Raw genomic sequence first — 18165 nt, forward strand, 5'->3', positions numbered from 1 at the left:
CGATGGATAAAGTAAAAAACTACCTAAACGATGTTGCTCAGCTGCTGATAGAGGCGCCAACGGAGGACATTCGTAAAATTGCATCTCTCGTAATGGATGCTTATCTCTCCGGCAAGCAGGTTTTCATCATGGGCAATGGCGGGAGCGCTGCCACTGCTTCACATCTAGCATGCGATCTACAAAAGGGAATTGGTTGTCTCAACCCAGACAAAAAGTTTCGCGTAATGGCGCTTACGGACAACGTTCCGATAATGACCGCTTGGGCAAACGATACGGATTATTCAAATATTTTCGCAGAGCAATTGGCAACTTGGGTGGAACCAGGCGACCTAGTAATTGGCATTAGCGGCAGTGGAAACTCGCCCAATATTATTAAGGGAATTGAAGTTGCAAAGGAAAAAGGTGCTGTCACTGCTGGCTTAAGTGGTTTCAAAGGTGGCAAACTTGCCCAGGTGGCTGACCATAATGTCGTTGTACTTAGCGATAACATGCAGCATATCGAAGATGTTCACATGGTCATCTCCCATTTAATATTTCGCTACCTACTGGAGGAACTGTGTCATTGAAAGTGGTATTCCTGGATAGAGATGGCGTAATCAATAAGAATCGCGATGACTATGTAAAAACAGTTGATGAGTTCGAGTTTCTCCCGGGAGCTCTGGAGGGTTTGGCAAGACTTAAAGAAGCCGGATACAAGGCAGTCATTGTTTCAAACCAGGCTGGGGTTGGACGTGGTTTGTTTTCTTTGGATGAGCTTGAGCAAATAACAAAAGCTATGCTTGGTGAAATCAGACTCACAGGCGGAGAAATAGCCGGTGTTTACTATTGCATACATCGCAAAGACGAAGGTTGCGGATGTCGGAAGCCCGAACCTGGTCTCTTTCTAAAGGCGCGTGAAGAGCTTGGTCTTGATTCAGAGGGCGGTTTTTTAATAGGTGACACTGAAAGCGACATTTGTGCAGGGTATCGGGCAGGATGTACTACGATTTTGGTTTTGACTGGCAAATCTTCGGCTGATGACGTTGAGCATTGGCAGTATAAGCCCGATTATATTGCTGACAACCTTAATTCTGCCGTCGAGTGGATTATTAATAATCAAGTTGGCGTTACGTCTAACTAACGGTTAATGGTTTTCTTTCCACGACTTAATTATTTGCTTATCAATAAGTAACCTATTATTCCAGGAAGGGGTTTCTAGGTTGAGCAAAGCAAGGGGTATTTGGGTTTTCCTCACTTTAGCGCTAGTTTTAACCACCGTCGGGACGTCTTTTGCGGATACTAGGAGCGTCCCTTCTGCCGACCGGTTGCCACCTGAACATTGGGCGTATGATGCGATGCTCAACCTTGCTGCGGACAACTTAATCAGCGGTCTGCCTGCACGACTCTTTGCGGGCGACAGGCTTTTCAATCGCCTGGAAATGGCAGAAATTGTCGCATCGGCAGTAGATAATGCGTTGGGACGCAAATTGAGCGCTAGCCAGGTGGCTTTGATCACCAAGCTGATTGAGGAATTCAGACCTGAGATTGCTTTTCAAAATGCATTGGTGCTTGAAAAGTGGTCAAACCGCGAGGAGTCAGGTTCTCCCAATTCAATGGTTTTGACAGGTTATGTGCGCGGTATTGCAGAGGACGATTCCGGCGATGCGGACAGCCTTCTCCTTATTCCATACAGGGTTTCCGCGTTGGTAAACTTTTCTGAAGACATGCTTGGCGCTTGCATGTTTTCAGAACGAGAGGATAAGTTCTTCTTGCAAAGGCGAAATGACCCGCAGCCTGGAAAAATAATGATAAAGGGCTATGGTGAAGATTTTACATGGGAGATAGGAAGAGACTACTTCTGGTGGGGGCCTTGCTATGCTAGTTCGTTGATACTCTCGGACAACAGTGCTGGGTTTTGGAATGCCGCAGGTTCAAAGGAGTTTTCTTTTGGCCCGTTCTTTGGTCGAGTAAAAATCAGCCAGTTTGCCAGCGCTTTTGAAGACGAGGGGCAGATGCTTTATCTTTTCGGCAGGCGTTATGAGAGGACGCTGTCCCATGGATGGAATATAGGTATCAGCGAGACAGCCAAAACAGGCAAAATGCCAAATCCCCTTATCCTTGTGCTCCCATTTTACCTATATCAGCATTTGTTTCATGAAGTAGATGAGGAATTTAATACGCTTTATTCCATCGATTTTCTTTACGCGGCCAGACCTTCATATCAAATATACGGTGAATTATTGATTGATGACATAACATCCCCACGGATTTTTGGCGGTGGGTTCGAGCGACCCCGGAAAACGGGTTGGACGCTGGGTGTGTATTTGCCTAGAATGCTTTCAAAAAATAAGCTCTCGACGTTCAGGGCAGAATATGTCTATATAGACCGACTTACCTATGGTGCGACGCGTGAAGATTATCCATTGCTTGCATATATTCACAACACTGAGGTAATAGGACATGCGATTGGCCCGAATTCGAAAGCCCTATACCTTCGGTGGGAGCGAAGCTTAGCCGAGAAGCTGAGCGTAATATGTGAGTATGTGGATAGACATGAAGTGGAAGCACAAAATCCGCGTCGGAACAATGAAAGAGCCGTGTCATTCCTATTTACTTACGATATTTCGCCTGACAAGTCAATTGGAGTAAGATTAGCTCCTTATACTACAAGGATGCCCGATGGTAGCCGAAGTTCCGGGACTATCTACCAAATACGGGCAACTGCTGCATTTTAATCGAAGAAAAGGGGAAAACGAAGGATGATAATAACGAGTAGAGCACCTGTACGCATAGACTTTGCTGGCGGATGGACCGACGTAGACATTTTTGCAAAAGGCGCTGGCGGCGCCGTGCTCAACGCCACTATAGATAAATATGTCACTGGCCGCCTTGAGATTTTCGAAAGTACACCCACAATGGAAAAAGAAGCCCATGAGGGAATTACGGTGACATATAAGTCTGATTTACCTTCTGGTTCGGGCTTGGGTACGTCTGCATCTCTCAATGTTGTGTGGCTGAGCCTTATAAAATCCCAAATCACGAGCATCGAAGACAAGAAGATGATCGCGAACCTTGCCTATGAGCTCGAGCGCATATTAGGAATCCTTGGCGGCAAGCAGGACCAGTATGCTAGCGCTATTGGTGGCATTAACTTTATGACCTTCAACGATAGTGTAGAAGTTGAGAGGTTGGAGCTTGACCCTAATGTAATTTCCGAAATGGAGAGCAGGCTTCTCCTTTGCTATACTGGCAAGCCAAGGCTGTCGGGGAACATCCACGAAAATGTTTGGGGAGCCTACCGCAGAGGTGTGCCGGAGACAGTGAACGCTTTGTACAACCTTCGCAACGTTGCAATTAGAATGAAGACCGTATTGTTAAACGGCGATCTAAATGAGTTTGCCGAGCTCCTTAATCAAAACTGGAAACACCAGAAGCAGCTTGATGCTTCCATTACTAATGAACAAATCGAAGAGCTTTTTGACGAAGCATTCAAGGTTGGTGCGATTGGCGGCAAAGCATGCGGAGCAGGCGGCGGCGGGTGTGTGCTTTTCTTTACTGAGCCTGGAAAGTATGATAAGGTTGCCAGCGTAGTTGAAAAATTGGGTAGCCGTGTCATCCCATTTAAGTTTGAGTTTGAGGGCCTTCAAGTAGGCGAAGTGTGAGATTTGTGCATTTAATCGGTGGACTAATATCGTAATGCCAGCAAGCTACTGTTCTGTCGTTGTTTAGGTTCATTGCCTCTAGGGGAAAATAGCCTGCGAGGATAAATCCCTGGAGGAGTCATATGGACCTGGAACGCCGTGGTCTTCTACGTAGAATTATAGTATTCCTCTTATTGTCTCTCTTGGCGCTGATAATGTATGGCCTTGCGGTATGGTCGTGGAATTCGTCCATGGAGCTCAGCGCGTATGACATGGTTCTCCGCATGCGCTTTAAAGCATCACCTCGGCCGGACGTTGTAGTGTTGGCAATTGATTCAAAGACTATTGACGAACTTGGGCCATTGCCGTGGGACTACAAAAAACATGCCAGAATCATTCGGGCACTTACAAAGGTTGGCGCAAACCGAATCGTGTATGATTTCCTTTTTGACCGGCCAGATAGTCTCCATCCGGGAGCCGATACAGCGCTATGGGAAGCGGTGCGTAGCGCCGGAAATTTATTTTTGCCGATGGCTTATGACCCTTTGAGAGAAACCGAATGGACACCTTCCGACATCCGCGCTCTTATCATTTTGGAACGTTTTGCAATTTCGCGTCGAATTGAGTATCCCGTAAATTCTCCGATGTTTAGCTATTACTTTTTCATACCGCCAGTAGCAAATCTAATGACTGTAGCTGAAGGCATAGGTGGAATGGTAGGTACGCCTTCGGCTGGAGTGGTGCGCGAAGCTCAGCTTGCATATCTTACGACAGTAAAGTACCCAATTCCAATTCAGCCGCTACCCCAGACAACCCCTCTTCCAAAGTTAACGGACCAAGTTGTGGCTCTACCTGGATTGCCGCTTGCTGTCTCTGCGAAGATTCTGGGAGTAGATAAAGATCAAATAATCATTGACCTGACTGGAAGCATTGATTTAATTGCAAATCAATCATTGGTTGCTGAAATACCTGTAGATGAGCAGGGAAGAATGCTCATAAACTACGTCGGGCCAGCAGGCACAATTCCTCGTTACAGCGCTTCGGATCTTCTTTCAGGGAAGCTTGACAGGTCGTTGTTTGCAGGTAAGCTAGTTCTTGTTGGGGTCACCGACTCATCTTCTCCTTATGCTGGCGTCTTACCTACGCTATATGGACAGATGCCGCGAGTTGAAGTTACGGCAAATGCACTTATGACAATTCTAGACAAGAGCTTTCTCGTGAGAAGGAAGCTCGAAGCGCTTGCAGTCTTGCTGGTACTCGGCATATTGCTTGGTCTTTTATTGCCGTCTTTCTCCGAATCTCAGCTAAGCTTTTTTGCAATTGTTGCCCCACTTGTTTACATATTGGTTGCGATGATTGTCCTTGCAACTCTAAAACATGTTCTTCCTATTATCCCATCTGTTCTTCTTATATTATTTAGTTCTGTTATTGCAGGCTTGCTTTACCCCGCTGGTGCAACCGAATGATGTTTTCTGGATAGCAGGACAATATAAACTCAACAGGTGGACCAACCGACCCACCTGTTGAGTTTATACCTTATGCCAGTCTTCTTAATTTAACTATTGAGGTGGCAACCACCCATCGCTTCCGTAGTTTACCCAGAAGTGATTGCTTTGCCACTTTGGATCCTGCGGGTTTGAGACCTGGAAGGTCTTGACGTGTCCATCAGCGTAGGCTACGTTGATTGAGTCAACATGAGCCAATTGGACTTCAGTGGTATTGCCGACTTTGAAGCCGGACGGCGCATCCCAAATTAGTGGAGCATCGCCAGGTTTGTCGCAGACAGACAAAGATTGTCCGCTAATTAAGTAGTATCCACCTGAAACTGGGTCCTTGCAGCGTGCATTGAATATATAGGTAGTACGAGGATCTTGGTTTTGGCTGTTTATAGAAGCCCAGTTATCGCTAAAATTGTAATCTGTACTGCCGATTGTCCAAGAACCAGTGATTTTTACAGCAGGGCACTCAAAAATCTTTTGATTCTTGACATATGGCAGCAAGAGATATTGGAACCACGCCGAGTCCCTCTTTTGGGGATCGCGGAGGTCCGTGCCTCCGAGTTCAAAGATAGACATTGTATCGAACGCTCGACCAAATCCCGACACGAGTGGGAAATGGTCATCATAGTCCGAAGTGTAGAGATTCATTGCGGCAGTAATCTGCTTGAGGTTGTTGATGCACTGGTTCTTAACTGCCGCCTGCTTTGCTCGAGCGAACACTGGAAATAGAATTGCTGCGAGTATAACAATGATAGCTATGACAACGAGCAATTCGATTAGTGTGAAGCCCGAGCGATTACGCTTTGCGAAAAGCATTTTAAGCACCTCCAGAGTAATTCAAAAATATAAGCGCCGCGCCGACTTACGCGACTTATCCTCGGTTCACCTCCTTCCTTAGATCATGCTTATTTCGACATGGGCAAGAACTTTGACAATTCGCTAAACTTGCCCATCTAGAACTGAATATACGGTATGATTTTTATGAGTCCTATTATTACTAGCTTTTGAGATTACCAAAGCTTACCTGCAGATAGCAGTGCTACTTAATAAATATTAGCACACTTAGCGTTTGGCGTCAACTAATATTGGTTGCGCTTTTTATACTTGTGACGCAAGGGGGCAGTGCAATCCAATTTCACGTTTTAGACGACAGCAATTCACTAATGGTTCGCTTGGAACATATCATAAATTAGTTTTTTTGTTGCTTCCGGATCGGCTTTGACAAAAATTCCGCCTGTATTAAGCGCAGGGAGCGTCTCCATTCTTATATTGGCTTTGGGTAGAGATTTTGCAAATGAAAGTAGGCACATCATCTGCCGAAATGAGAGGTTAGTCTCGGTGTTCTTGCGTATCATATCAAGGATATGGGGCAGTTTTAGCATTACACAAGGGTTTGACAGTTTTGCTTTGGCAGCAAGCAAAAGCTCTTGCTGTCTTCCTATTCTTACGAAATCGCTCTCGGCATCTCCCGATTTTGACTGCCTATATCGTACGAAACCCATAGCTTGATTGCCGTTGAGAACCTGTCTGCCGGGTTTGAGGTGTATGTGCAGATTACCCCAGTTATCGTCGTAGTCAAGCTGCTTGTCGACTGTGACCTCCAGTCCGCCAATTGCATCCACAGCTTTCTCGAATGTATTAAAGTCTATCAGCACATAGTTTTCGGGATAGACGCCAATAAACTCCTCTAATGTTTGACAGGTTAAGCTTGGCCCGCCGAGCGCATTTGCGTAGCTTATTCTTCGTTTGCCCCGATAGCCTGGAATGTGTACTAGGGTATCGCGGGGTATTGAAAGTATGTTAAGCTTATGGTTGCGGAAATCAGCATGCACCAACAACATGGCGTCTGTCCGACCACGTGTGTTAACGATGCGTCCATGTCTATCCCTGTCTACATCACGGCCAAGCAAGAGGATGTTGACTTCATTCTTGCCAGGAAAGGCTTCCGCCGGTGAATAATTATGTGAAAGTGCAACTTGGATGGCATCGTGCACCGTTTGAGAGGAGGAATAATAGTAAAAAAGGGTTCCAGTTATTGATAAAGCTAAGAAAAGGAAGATAAATACTATAATTTTTTTGCGAACACCGCGTGAGGATTTTCGTATCCGGTTGGTTTTAGGTTGAGTTTGCATTCTGCCTATTCGCGTCGAAAACTTTTTATGTTTACCGAATTAAGGCGGTTTGTTAACCCTCAAAATATAATAAAACGAGATCAAAACAAGCAGTCTTCATATTATAACTAGCGGTCTATTTCTAGTCAACCAAACAATCGTTCTAAAGTAATTTTTTCTTTGGCCATTACAGGGTAGTGGTGATTGGTATGAATATTCTTGCGGTTGGTGATATGCATGGAAATCTCAATGTTGTTCTTAAGGCTCTGGAGCAATCTAAGGTCGACCTTCTTGTTTCTACCGGTGACTGGGGTGACCCCGATCAAGTAGATGAAGGAATTTTTCAAACCATTGTAGCTCGTGTCCCTGTGCTAACAGTTTACGGTAATCATGATTATGTGGACCTGCTTCGAAACGCCAAGAATCAAGACGGTAGCCCAGTGTTGCTTTTACAAGGCGAAGTTCGCGAGTTTGGCGGCTTAAGGTTTGTTGGCATAAGTGGTATATGGGCAAAATCTCATCGCAAGCCACACTACATAACCGATGAGGACGTTAGGCAAATTGCCGAGCATGTTGCTCATGAACATGTTGATGTAATGATTACACACGGTTGTGCAATCGGTCTCGCTGACGAGGTGCCAGGTGGCGGGCATGGCGGCCAGCGGTGTTTTCTTGAAGCCTTTCGCCAAATATCGCCGCGCCTTTATTTATGCGGCCATCTTCATCTGCCCCAAAAACGGGTTCTAAAAGATGGTCGGACAATTATTAATGTCGGTTATAGTGGAGAAGGTGATTACTGGATTATAAGTTTTAAAGACCAAACAATTGATGCCTGCTATTATAAGATTGATGGGTTTAACTTTACACGTTTCAAAACAGATACAAAATAACTCAGGTGCTTCAATAAGGGTATACAATGGCGAATACGCTCTTGATAAATCCAAGCGAGCTCAATTTGCTTCATACTCTTACCCCTGGCCAAGCTTTCCGCTGGAGAATGGATTCTGGGGGGAGATGGACAGGGGTTGTTCGTGGCCGCATTATACGAATCTGGCAAGAGGAAACCGAGGTCAAATATGAAATTTTCCCTAATGCCGGTGATAAGGACTTACTTTGTCATTATTTTCGATTGGAAGTATGTCTTGCATGTTTGTATGCGGATTTTATCCGTGAAGATGAGCGCCTAAAGAAAATTATTAAACGGTTCGAAGGTCTTCGAGTGCTGCGACAAGAGCCGGAAGAAACGCTTTTTTCTTATATTTGTTCAACGGCAAACTCAATCTCTCGCATTGTGAGCGCAATTGAGGCGATTTCTAACAGGTATGGTGAGAGAATCGCTAATCTTGATGGAGTTGATTATTGTTCTTTTCCTTCAGCTGAAGCTATTGCGCATGCAGACCCTAATGAGCTTGCCGAAATCGCTGGGTTGGGCTTCAGAGCGGCGAATCTCCATTCGGTGGCTAGGCAGATTCTAGATAGGCCGAATGGATGGCTCAATTCTCTTAAAGAAGCAAGTTATGAGGAGGCGCGCCGAGAGCTTCTCGCCCTCAGGGGTGTGGGATTGAAGATTGCGGATTGCATTCTTCTTTTCTCATTGGATAAGGACCAAGCTTTCCCTGTGGATACCCATATCTACAATGTTGCTGTGAAGTACTACATGCCAGAACTGCGGGGCAAGTCTCTAACTCCGCGCATCTATCAGCGCATTGTAGATTATTTTCAAGCGAAATTTGGGGCATTTGCTGGATGGGCACAGGAATATCTTTATTATGATGATCTCATACCCGAGCGTCCCCAGAAGTAACGGTTCTAAATGGACCATTTAAGGTGCCTTTGCATAAAGTTAATTAGGTTGCTTGTCAGTGGGCGAAGAGGTCTGTTCTGGCGTCACAATTGTGATTGTTTGGGTTTTGGAATCCCAGGTTACAACTGCACCGAGTGTTTCCGCTAAAAATCTAAGCGGCACCATTGCCCTGCCTCGGTAAATAACTACTGGAACATCGAGCGTAAGAATTTGTCCGTCTACCTTGGCATGGGCATCTCCGATGTGCAGCCAGATAACCTGCTTGTCCTTGCGGATAAATACTCTGCGTTCACGTGGAAACCAGCCTATTTCAGCACTGAATGCTTCAAATACGCTACGGACAGGTACGAGAGTTCGGCTGTTTATGCTTATTGGCGGAACATCGGTTCGAACCACTGTCTTGTCAACGGTGATGGTCACGCGCTCTTTGATTACTATTTTAGCTTGAGGCAATAGGTAATTGTTTATTAGCAAAACAAGCGCTGCAATAATGAGCAAGGTGTTTTTTCCATTCATTGGAGTTTCCTCTTAAAACCTATCAATTTCTTACCCCTGTGTTGTTTTTTGTTATGCAAAAATTTTTGCATCCATTCATTTAAAGGTAATTTTTGCCTGGCTTGCGAACAATAATAAAATTGTGTGGGGTGCGAGAAAGACGCATCCCTTTGGTTAGTTGGTATGACATTGAATTTGCCAATAATAGAAGGTCCAGAGCCCCAGGCTGGTTTTATAAATCGACTGGCAGCTGCATTTGCAGAGGAAAACCTCATTCTTGCATGCTGGCTTCATGGCTCCTTTGGAGCGGACAGTGCAGATAAATTTTCTGACATTGATGTGGCTGTTGCAGTTGATGACGATAAATTTTACCACGCGTTTCAAAGTGCCAAACGGATTGCAACTTCCATTGGGGAATGTGTTGTAGCTTGGGAAAGTCCGAAGGACATCAATGGAGCTGGCTTTACTGCATTTTACGTGGACTGCAATTTTCTTGATGTAAAGGTTTACCGTGCCTCAAGAATGCCCTACATTTGCGTAAAATCGCCAGTGAAGATCTTGTTTGACCGCAAGCGTCTAGTGCATTTCTCGTACGAGCCAAGAGAGGAGGAAAACCTTGGCGTTCCTCTTTCTGAGCACGTCTGGTGGAAAATGATTTATTTCTGGATTTGTGTTTACTCTGCGGTTAGGTTTTTAAAACGTGAGGATTACTGGTATGCGGCCGGAATGATAAATGCTATTCGTGGCACCCTGGCTCAGCTATTCTGGCTTTGGACCCGCCCGGATGAGATGACTGATATGTCTTTTGTAGTATGGGGTATCGTGCGCAGAGATTTAGAAGATAATCTTGTTTCTGAGCTTGAGTCTACTGTCTCGGACGCCGAAAAAAAGGAGATGGTTGACACTCTTGGACGGCTCATTGATCTTTTCCATCGTTATGGAAGACGCATTGCTGAAGATACCGGTTCGCAATACCCTGAGAAACTTGTTGATGTCATAACCGATTTTTATCGGCGTGAGTGCCTCAAAAATGCTATAATATCATCGTGTCCGCCGACTTGATGATATCTCAAATTGCCGCTAAACCAAAAGTCGAGCTACATCGGCATTTGGAAGGTTCAATACGACCCACAACAATAGCCGAGCTTGGCCGAGCGTATAGGCTACCCCTTCCAACTTATGACCCCGAGGGAATACGGTCTCTTATTCAGTTTTCTAGACCAGCAAAAAACCTCAGGGAATTTCTCAATCCATTTGTTAAGGTTATAAGACACTGCTTCGTTAATAAAGAGGCAATTGCACGTATAACCTTTGAGGTTATCGAGGATGCCTCGCTTGATAATATAACCTATGTTGAGCTTAGGTTCAGCCCCGAATGTATGGCAATCACGCACACCCTTTCCATGTGTGAGGTCATGGATGGTATTATTGAAGGTGTCCAAGTGGCTACTAGACGGTTTCCCATAACTGTTGGCTTGATAGTAAGTGTGAATCGCCCGCCTGGAAATTCTTTAATCTGGCCGACACCAATTGAGGTAGCCAAGCTTGCAGTAAGATATGCTGATAAGGGAGTGGTAGGTTTCGATCTATCAGGTTTGGAGGCTGAATGTCCACCATCGCGCTTTGCAAAAGAGTTTCAGTTAATTCGAGAGGCTGGTTTGGGTGTTACAGTGCATGCAGGTGAAGACTCAGGCCCAGAAAGCATTCGCGAGGCAATCGAAATTCTCGGTGCAGTCCGTATCGGACACGGAGTCCGAATAGTACGCGACCCAAATGTTTTGGAAATTGCATTAGCCCGAGGAGTATGTTTTGAGCTTTGTCCAACTAGTAATGTGCTTACCCGCGCAGTTGATTCTCTCGATAATCACCCGATTAGAATGCTTTATGATTTAGGTATGCAAGTTACTGTGAATACCGATGACCCTACTGTATGTGGGGTAACATTGACGAACGAATATTTGCTTTTAATCGAGAAGTTTGGCATGGATTTGAATGATATTGACCGACTTATTGAGAATGCTCGCAGAGCAAGCTTTGGAGGTTTGCGACAGTGATGAAGATGCCGCTCGGAGTGTCAACCTGGTGCTTTAATGATTTAGCCCCACGACAAGTTAGAGTTATTCTTGATGGTGGTGAGCAGTCTTCACCCGAAGGTCTCCCCTATGTGCGTACGTATTTCCGCGAATTGGTTGATGTGGTTCATAATTCCAGCATACAAACTCTCGAGCTTTGGTACAGCGATGTCTTGGGTGATGAGAACGTTGCGGCTAGTATAAACCGCCTCTCCGAGCATGGCAAAATCTCCTCGATGCATGCTCCATTTGGTCCTGTGCGAGACCTGGGGTCATTGGATGATGATGTCAGGCGTAGAGGAATTGAGGGATGCAAATGGGCTGCCAATTTGTTGAATCGTTTTGGAGGCAAGACTTTGGTTGTCCATGGGGGTTCTGCGGCAAAAGATGCGGCTCAAAAACCTGAGCGGATAAAATACAGCGCACAGAGTATTGCGGAGATTGCAGATTTTTGTGAAGGTTTAAACATCGACGTAGCAGTCGAAATGCTTGCAAATCTGGCTGTTGGGAGCAGTGCTTCGGAGCTGTTGAACATCTTGCAAATGATTAACCGTCCCAATGTGGGCGTTTGCCTTGATGTAAATCATGTCCTTCCTGCGGATGAAATTATCCCATCGGTATATGCATTGGGGAAAAAATTAATTACCCTTCATATCTCAGATTATGACGGCAAAGAAGAAAAACACTGGCTGCCAGGCATGGGGATAATTGATTGGAAAACCTTTATTAAAGCACTTCATGAAATTGGATATGCCGGGCCCTTCATGTATGAGACACGCTTTAAAGCGGCAAGCCTTTGCGAAGCGGCATCAGTGCTTGAGGAAAATTATAAAATGCTGATGGCCTCAGCAGGATTAAATATTGGCTGAAGCCATCAGCGCAGGGTTTTTGGCAGCAGACTTTGTTATAACCTGCCCACATTATTTCGATTCAACAAGCTTCTTCGCCCTATCAGCAAGATGTTCTGCACATAGGCCAAATACTTGCATGAGTTCCCAAGGCTGTCCTGATTCGCCGAACTTGTCTTGAACTCCTATCATATCGAATGCTATCGGCTTCTCAGTGCTTTTCAGTAGGATTCCTGCTACGATGTTTCCGAAGCCGCCGACTTGGTGCTCTTCCGCAGTAATAACAGCGCCAGTTTCATTTGCCGCACGGATGATAGCATCCTTGTCTATTGGCTTGACTGTGTGAACGTTTAGAACCCTTGTTTCCATGCCAAACTCTTCCTTAAGTATCCATGCCGCACGCATTGCCTCAGGAACCATAGGTCCACATGCGATAATGGCAATATCCTCATTCTCGTTCTTATATTCGGACGCCAAAATGGTTTCGAAGGCATCAACGAAATTAGGTTTTGCGCCTCGGTAGCGAATTACATTGGCTTTCCCAAAAACGAAAGGCGTGTCGAAAGTGCTAATTATCGGCGTTGCCTCTCTTGCATACCGAATATAAACCGGGCCAACAACGTCTAGGATCCCAATCTTGGTTGCTCGTTCGGTTTCTATGGAATCTGCTGGCACAATCAGGTTCATGTTCGGGAGAATTGCCATAAGGCTGATTTCCTCAAGCGCTTGGTGAGTTGCACCGTCTGGCCCAACTGAGATTCCACCATGTGCGCCTGCAATTTTCACGTTGAGATTCGCATAACAAATAGTTGTGCGAATCTGGTCCCATGCCCGACCAGCAGCGAATACGCCGTAGGTCCCAGTAATGGGAATTTTTCCCTCCTTCGCAAGGCCACCTGCAACTGCCATCATGTTCTGCTCAGCAATGCCAACGCTGAAGACTCGGTTTTTGCGTTCGGGATTGTTTTCCTCGAAGGCAGTAATACGAATTGAGGCTGATATATCGGCGTGAATTGTTACAATTCTTGGATCATCGCCAATTTTTGCAAGCCCTTTGCCAAAGCCCATTCGAGTTGGTTCCATTTCAACTTGCATTTCGTTGCTGGAGTTCCACCAGTAATCGCGCTTGAATTTAGGTAGTTTCGATTTTGCATTTTCCGCAGCGCGTTTGGCATGAGCTGAGGCGTAGTCGAGCAACTCCTTGATTCTTTCATCTGTCAGCCCGGGGAATCTTAGTTCCTCAATTGCCTTTTCGAATTGTTCTTTCTTAGGGGCTATGCCATGCCAGCCCGCTTCATTCTCCATGAATGAAACGCCCTTGCCCTTAATCGTGTCGCCAATTACTATTGTTGGCTTGCCCTTGATTGTTTTTGCTTCCTCAAACGCCGTTGCGATTTGAGCAATATCATGACCGTCTATCTCAATAACGTGCCAGCCAAAAGCCCGATACTTGTCGGCAATTGGCTCAATGTTCATGACATCCTTCGTCCAACCATCAATTTGAAGCTTGTTTTTATCGAGAATTCCGCAGAGATTGTCTAGCTTGAATTGGCTAGCCGACATGGCGGCTTCCCATATGCTTCCTTCTTGCTGTTCGCCATCACCCATGATGCAATAGATTCGGTGTGACTGGCCGTTTAATTTTGCAGCGAGGGCCGCACCAACTGCAACACCCAGCCCCTGGCCAAGCGAGCCGCTTGAGATTTCAACGCCACAGAGTTCCAGCATATTTGGATGTCCTTGGAATGGGCTTCCAAGCTGGCGGAGGCGCATAGCTTCCTCGATTGGGAAGTACCCAGCTCGCGCGAGGGCTACATACAACGCTGGCGCTTTGTGACCGGTTGACCAAAATACTCGATCCCTACCTTCCCAACATGGGTCATCCGGTTTGTGGTTTAGCGTGTGGAAATAAAGCACGGTAACGAAGTCGATTATTGATAACGTTCCGCCCGGATGCCCTGACCCGGCAGCATATATGGAAATAAGGTTGTAGGCTCGAAGCTCCTTAGCAATTGCTTCTAGCCTCTGCACTTCCTCTTCGGAAATCACCGATTGCTTAACAGCCATTTGTCCTCCTCAAAGTTGCCAGATTTTGATTATTTTTTTTAATAAGTTGAAATATCGGCTACCAGTTATCTATAACATCCTTAATAACTAAAAGCCGAAACACTATCCTTATTTTAGTTATTCTTGACTTTTAGTCAAATACCCTCCTGCTGAGAGTTTCAGAATAAAAACTGGTATTGACATATCGCTTAAAGCATGCTAAAAATATAACAGATGAAGTACCCACCTCACGCTTCCCTTGTTGCTTCCCGTGCGTGTTGCCAGGAGGCTTAATTTATATGAGAACATCCCGTAATCAGGCGATTCAGGGCGAGCTCTTTAGACCTTTTTTCTGGCTACTCACGGCAATTTTACTTTTTATCCTTTACGCACCAGCCTCCGCACAACTAGAAGTTGTCCTTGCTCCACCTCCTGAACCTAATGTAAAGCCTATGATTGTGCATCCACTGGAAGCAGATGGCGATTGTGACAAGATAGGGGATAGCATCCAAAAGCGAATTCGCGAAATCCATAACGCAATTGCTCTCACACCTGACCCGCTTCGCAAAGCATTACTTAAAAAGCAACTGGATGTACCCGTCCGGGTTGAGTTGATATTTAATCGCCAAATTACGCAGGGGCAACTCGAAAATTTTATCGCCTTGGGAGGCAAAGTTGAACATATCTATCGGGCGGTTAGCTATGGTTGGACAGGAATAATGCCGCTCGGTGCTGTCGAAATGCTTAAGGCTCAAATGGGCGACTCTTTGGTAGCCATAATCGAAGACCAACCAGTTGAACTTCACCTTGATGAGGCGACCAGGACGGGCAGGGTTCGCCCTATTTGGGCCCCAGGATTTGCCGGCAATTCCTCAGGATATTCGGGCAACAGTGGGACGACAATTGCTGTCCTGGATACGGGAATAGATGCATCGCATACCGACCTTTCAGGCAGAATGCAGTACTGGAAGGACTGGACAAGTGATAATGAACCCAATCCCATTGATCATGGCGCCCACGGAACTCACGTTGCTGGAATCGCTCTAGGAACCGGCGGCGCAGCCGGGTCTTCAACGTCGTTGCTATACTATACCGACAGCGGCGATATGTCTGGATTAACCAATGGCTATTTCTACCCATCGCCAATCCATATCCCAGGCGGATTGTATACAACCTTCACAAGCACTGCGACTTGGGTCGGTGACAAAACTACTAGTTTATATGGTTTATACCGCGCGAATGGTTCTACCGGAAGCTATTCTGCGTTAAGTAGCGCTTCGAGCGGAAGTTCGCCGCTTACCGAGACCAACACATTTACCTCTTCGTCACAGTATCAGTATACCGCCGGATTGATCCAAAACGCATCCAAGAGCGTTGGGAGATATGCGGTGGCGAACTCAGTGACCTATTCTGGAATTGGGGATGGATTCAATACATTTCGAGGTGTTGCCCCCGGATGCCGCTGGGCAGGATTGAAAGTATTTAAAAACGATGGCACAGGTTCAACAACGGATATTGGTGAAGCTCTGGACGATATTGTGTCTAAGAGGGTAACTCACAATATCAAGGTTGCCAATATGAGCTTGGGAGTCTCTGGGAGCCCGGGTCTAAATACTACTCTGCGGGCAAAGACAAATACGGCTGTCAACAACGGAATAGTGATTGTTTGTTCAGCAGGCAATGATGGACCGGGCACCAGTGGGGCAAATCAGATTGATGACCCAGGCAGAGCCGCGCTTGCGATAACCGTGGCGGCGAGCAATGACATCAATGAGCTTACCCAGTATACGAGCAGTGGTTTTAGTTCACCTGGATCAGACGAGGATTATAAACCCGATGTCATGGCGCCAGGTGGTTCGTACTACTATTCGCTCATACTTTCTGCTGATACAAACAATTCAGATGCCGAAGTCTCTACGTTTGCCGATGTGCAAGCAAATGACTACTGCAACATGGCAGGAACTTCTATGTCATCACCGTTCGTTGCGGGGGCGGCGGCGTTAGTAATTCAAGCGCTTGAGGAAAATGGTCTTGTTTGGAATTTCAATTCAAATGCTCACCCTTTGTTGGTGAAAATGCTCTTGTGCGCGACATGCACAGAGTCAAATGCGAATCGTGAGGTCAATTCTGGCACGAACCCAACGCTTGGGCGTGCGGCAGCTCCTAAGGACCTATTTGAGGGGTTCGGTCTTATAAATCCTGATGCTGCAGTTGAAGCCGTGAAATTGGTTTATAATGGCTCAATAATCATCGGTTCAACTACTGGAGGGTATTACGATAGAAGAGCTTGGGCCAGAAAGGTCAATTTGGTTTCAGGTGTACAGTTTGCGGTTAACCTGGATGTTCCTTCTACAGGTGATTTTGACCTTTATCTCTATTCGGGGACACCAGATAGTAAAGGAAACCCAGTGATTCGCGCCTACAGTACCAACGAAGGAAGCGGCGTTGATGAAGCGATTAGCTATACACCTTCTGCAAGCGAAACCGGTTATCTGGTTATCAAACGTGTAAGCGGTAGCGGGACGTGGAATTTATCGCCTCCAGATCCTACGCCGCCAACCACACCGGTGGTAACCGATGATGGCGCTTTCACCACGAGTACAACCACTATCCATGCAACTTGGGCGGCATCGGATCCTGAGTCTGGCATCGCCGAGTACCAATATGCCATTAGCACGACAAAGTTTGAGTCGGGTATAATCCCAAACGGCGGCTGGGTAAGCGTCGGCACCCAGCAGAGTGGAACACGTAATGACCTTTCTCTTTCTTATGGACATGTTTATTACGTGCTCGTGAAAGCCAAAAATGGCGCCGGCCTCTGGAGCGAAATAGGCGTTTCCGACGGTGTAACGGTCGTTCAAAATACCCCAATGACCATAGGCGGCGCAAAGCTCCTGCCGAATGGCTCCACTGTTGGATTGAATTACAAGGTAGTCACTGCAGTTTTTACCGATTGCTTCTACATCGAGGAAGAAAGCAAAGCAGCCGGTATTCGTGTTACTCCTATTGAAATGCCAGAAGGAATTTCAGCAGGTAAGCTTATAAATGTTGGCGGAACAATGCAAACAATTGGCCGCGAGAGACACATAAATGGAGCCACTGCCGCTGTTGGGGCTTCTTGCCCTATAGAATCTCTCTTGCTTATCAACCGCGCTGTGGGAGGCGAGCCTTGGAATTACAACGAAGTTACGGGAGCTGGGCAGGCAGGTATTGACGGCGCATGCGGACTTAACAATATAGGACTCCTTATCTGTACGACCGGCCGCGTAACCTGCGTTGAGGGAACGGATTTTTGGCTAGATGACGGCTCTCGAGTTACTGGTGACACTGGACATGAGGGAATAAGGGTTTCTGCTATTGGCATTGCAGATTTCCCATCGGTGAACAATTATGTAAAGGTTACCGGTATTAGTTCATGCATACAGTCGGGGTCGAATCTCTGCCCGCTTATTCGAGCAACTGACTTGGTGATAATTCAGTAGCAGCATTTTAAGTTAATCGAACTATTACTTGTTTATGTTTCTCCGGCAGCCTATTTTTATTAGACATGCAGGGGGATGCGGAGGGTGTTGAAAGCAGTCATTATACCACCTAGGTACCACCTAGGTGGTTCTTCACCGAGTTTGCGAAAGCTGGCTGCTTGTTTGAATTTCCTAGCTTTGAACTTCAG

Annotated in this window: 15 protein-coding genes; 11 read left to right on the forward strand and 4 right to left on the reverse strand. The window is 46.2% G+C overall.

The features are described from left to right. The first annotated feature begins 2 nt into the window (after nt 1–2). From K6T99_08940 to K6T99_08960, 5 genes are all read left to right on the forward strand, one after another. Complete coding sequence (locus tag K6T99_08940) at nt 3–566, forward strand: SIS domain-containing protein (protein ID MCL6519946.1); 564 nt, start codon at nt 3–5, stop codon at nt 564–566. Further along, on the forward strand, nt 563–1120 hold the full coding sequence (gene gmhB / locus K6T99_08945; GenBank protein ID MCL6519947.1) for a D-glycero-beta-D-manno-heptose 1,7-bisphosphate 7-phosphatase: 558 nt from the start codon (nt 563–565) through the stop codon (nt 1118–1120). Before K6T99_08940 ends, gmhB begins: the two co-directional genes overlap by 4 nt. A 79-nt stretch (nt 1121–1199) precedes the next feature. Beyond that, nucleotides 1200–2714 (forward strand): capsule assembly Wzi family protein, encoded by a 1515-nt coding sequence (locus tag K6T99_08950; GenBank protein ID MCL6519948.1) that lies wholly within the window; start codon nt 1200–1202, stop codon nt 2712–2714. A 24-nt stretch (nt 2715–2738) separates the two neighbouring features. Beyond that, nucleotides 2739–3641, forward strand: a complete 903-nt coding sequence (locus K6T99_08955; GenBank protein ID MCL6519949.1) for a hypothetical protein — start codon at nt 2739–2741, stop codon at nt 3639–3641. A 122-nt stretch (nt 3642–3763) separates the two neighbouring features. Beyond that, nucleotides 3764–5086, forward strand: a complete 1323-nt coding sequence (locus K6T99_08960; protein MCL6519950.1) for a CHASE2 domain-containing protein — start codon at nt 3764–3766, stop codon at nt 5084–5086. Between the two features lie 93 nt (nt 5087–5179). Here the strand turns inward: K6T99_08960 and K6T99_08965 are convergent, their stop codons facing one another. Both K6T99_08965 and K6T99_08970 read right to left on the reverse strand, forming a co-directional pair. After that, a complete protein-coding gene (locus K6T99_08965) occupies nt 5180–5935 on the reverse strand; it encodes a DUF1559 domain-containing protein (protein MCL6519951.1) in 756 nt (251 codons plus the stop codon). Nucleotides 5936–6279: 344 nt separating this feature from the next. Further along, nucleotides 6280–7113 (reverse strand): LCP family protein, encoded by an 834-nt coding sequence (locus K6T99_08970; GenBank protein MCL6519952.1) that lies wholly within the window; start codon nt 7111–7113, stop codon nt 6280–6282. A gap of 326 nt (nt 7114–7439) precedes the next feature. Here K6T99_08970 and K6T99_08975 point away from each other — a divergent pair, with 326 nt between their 5' ends. Next, a complete protein-coding gene (locus tag K6T99_08975) occupies nt 7440–8120 on the forward strand; it encodes a metallophosphoesterase family protein (protein MCL6519953.1) in 681 nt (226 codons plus the stop codon). Between the two features lie 26 nt (nt 8121–8146). Continuing rightward, nucleotides 8147–9034, forward strand: coding sequence for an 8-oxoguanine DNA glycosylase (locus tag K6T99_08980; GenBank protein ID MCL6519954.1), 888 nt, complete (start codon nt 8147–8149; stop codon nt 9032–9034). Between the two features lie 39 nt (nt 9035–9073). On the opposite strand, the gene K6T99_08985 is transcribed toward K6T99_08980, so the two are convergent. Beyond that, nucleotides 9074–9550 (reverse strand): copper amine oxidase N-terminal domain-containing protein, encoded by a 477-nt coding sequence (locus tag K6T99_08985; protein MCL6519955.1) that lies wholly within the window; start codon nt 9548–9550, stop codon nt 9074–9076. Between the two features lie 162 nt (nt 9551–9712). On the opposite strand from K6T99_08985, the gene K6T99_08990 reads away from it, so the two are divergent. The 3 genes from K6T99_08990 to K6T99_09000 are packed head-to-tail and all read left to right on the forward strand — an operon-like array spanning nt 9713 to nt 12470. Next, the gene (locus K6T99_08990; protein MCL6519956.1) at nt 9713–10591 is read left to right on the forward strand and encodes an aminoglycoside 6-adenylyltransferase; all 879 of its coding nucleotides are present in this window, start codon (nt 9713–9715) and stop codon (nt 10589–10591) included. Beyond that, nucleotides 10591–11583, forward strand: a complete 993-nt coding sequence (add, locus tag K6T99_08995; GenBank protein MCL6519957.1) for an adenosine deaminase — start codon at nt 10591–10593, stop codon at nt 11581–11583. The genes K6T99_08990 and add overlap by 1 nt, the downstream gene beginning before the upstream one ends. Beyond that, entirely contained in the window at nt 11583–12470 is an 888-nt protein-coding gene (locus K6T99_09000; protein MCL6519958.1) for a sugar phosphate isomerase/epimerase, read from the forward strand. The genes add and K6T99_09000 overlap by 1 nt, the downstream gene beginning before the upstream one ends. A 51-nt stretch (nt 12471–12521) precedes the next feature. Here the strand turns inward: K6T99_09000 and K6T99_09005 are convergent, their stop codons facing one another. Beyond that, entirely contained in the window at nt 12522–14516 is a 1995-nt protein-coding gene (locus tag K6T99_09005) for a transketolase (protein MCL6519959.1), read from the reverse strand. A gap of 278 nt (nt 14517–14794) precedes the next feature. Here K6T99_09005 and K6T99_09010 point away from each other — a divergent pair, with 278 nt between their 5' ends. Next, nucleotides 14795–17977 carry a S8 family serine peptidase gene (locus tag K6T99_09010; protein ID MCL6519960.1) on the forward strand — a complete coding sequence of 1061 codons (3183 nt, stop codon included), beginning with the start codon at nt 14795–14797 and terminating at the stop codon, nt 17975–17977. Nucleotides 17978–18165 lie beyond the last annotated feature (188 nt).

This window comes from Armatimonadota bacterium, assembly GCA_023511795.1.
Classification (GTDB): domain Bacteria; phylum Armatimonadota; class UBA5829; order DTJY01; family DTJY01; genus JAIMAU01.

Bases quoted from the DNA above. Each gene is read 5' to 3' on its own strand.
- K6T99_08940 (MCL6519946.1), top strand. From the start codon at position 3: ATGGATAAAGTAAAAAACTACCTAAACGATGTTGCTCAGCTGCTGATA.
- K6T99_08955 (MCL6519949.1), top strand. From the start codon at position 2,739: ATGATAATAACGAGTAGAGCACCTGTACGCATAGACTTTGCTGGCGGA.
- K6T99_08960 (MCL6519950.1), top strand. From the start codon at position 3,764: ATGGACCTGGAACGCCGTGGTCTTCTACGTAGAATTATAGTATTCCTC.
- K6T99_08965 (MCL6519951.1), bottom strand. From the start codon at position 5,935: ATGCTTTTCGCAAAGCGTAATCGCTCGGGCTTCACACTAATCGAATTG.
- K6T99_08975 (MCL6519953.1), top strand. From the start codon at position 7,440: ATGAATATTCTTGCGGTTGGTGATATGCATGGAAATCTCAATGTTGTT.
- K6T99_08980 (MCL6519954.1), top strand. From the start codon at position 8,147: ATGGCGAATACGCTCTTGATAAATCCAAGCGAGCTCAATTTGCTTCAT.
- K6T99_08985 (MCL6519955.1), bottom strand. From the start codon at position 9,550: ATGAATGGAAAAAACACCTTGCTCATTATTGCAGCGCTTGTTTTGCTA.
- K6T99_08990 (MCL6519956.1), top strand. From the start codon at position 9,713: ATGACATTGAATTTGCCAATAATAGAAGGTCCAGAGCCCCAGGCTGGT.
- add (MCL6519957.1), top strand. From the start codon at position 10,591: ATGATATCTCAAATTGCCGCTAAACCAAAAGTCGAGCTACATCGGCAT.
- K6T99_09000 (MCL6519958.1), top strand. From the start codon at position 11,583: ATGAAGATGCCGCTCGGAGTGTCAACCTGGTGCTTTAATGATTTAGCC.
- K6T99_09005 (MCL6519959.1), bottom strand. From the start codon at position 14,516: ATGGCTGTTAAGCAATCGGTGATTTCCGAAGAGGAAGTGCAGAGGCTA.
- K6T99_09010 (MCL6519960.1), top strand. From the start codon at position 14,795: ATGAGAACATCCCGTAATCAGGCGATTCAGGGCGAGCTCTTTAGACCT.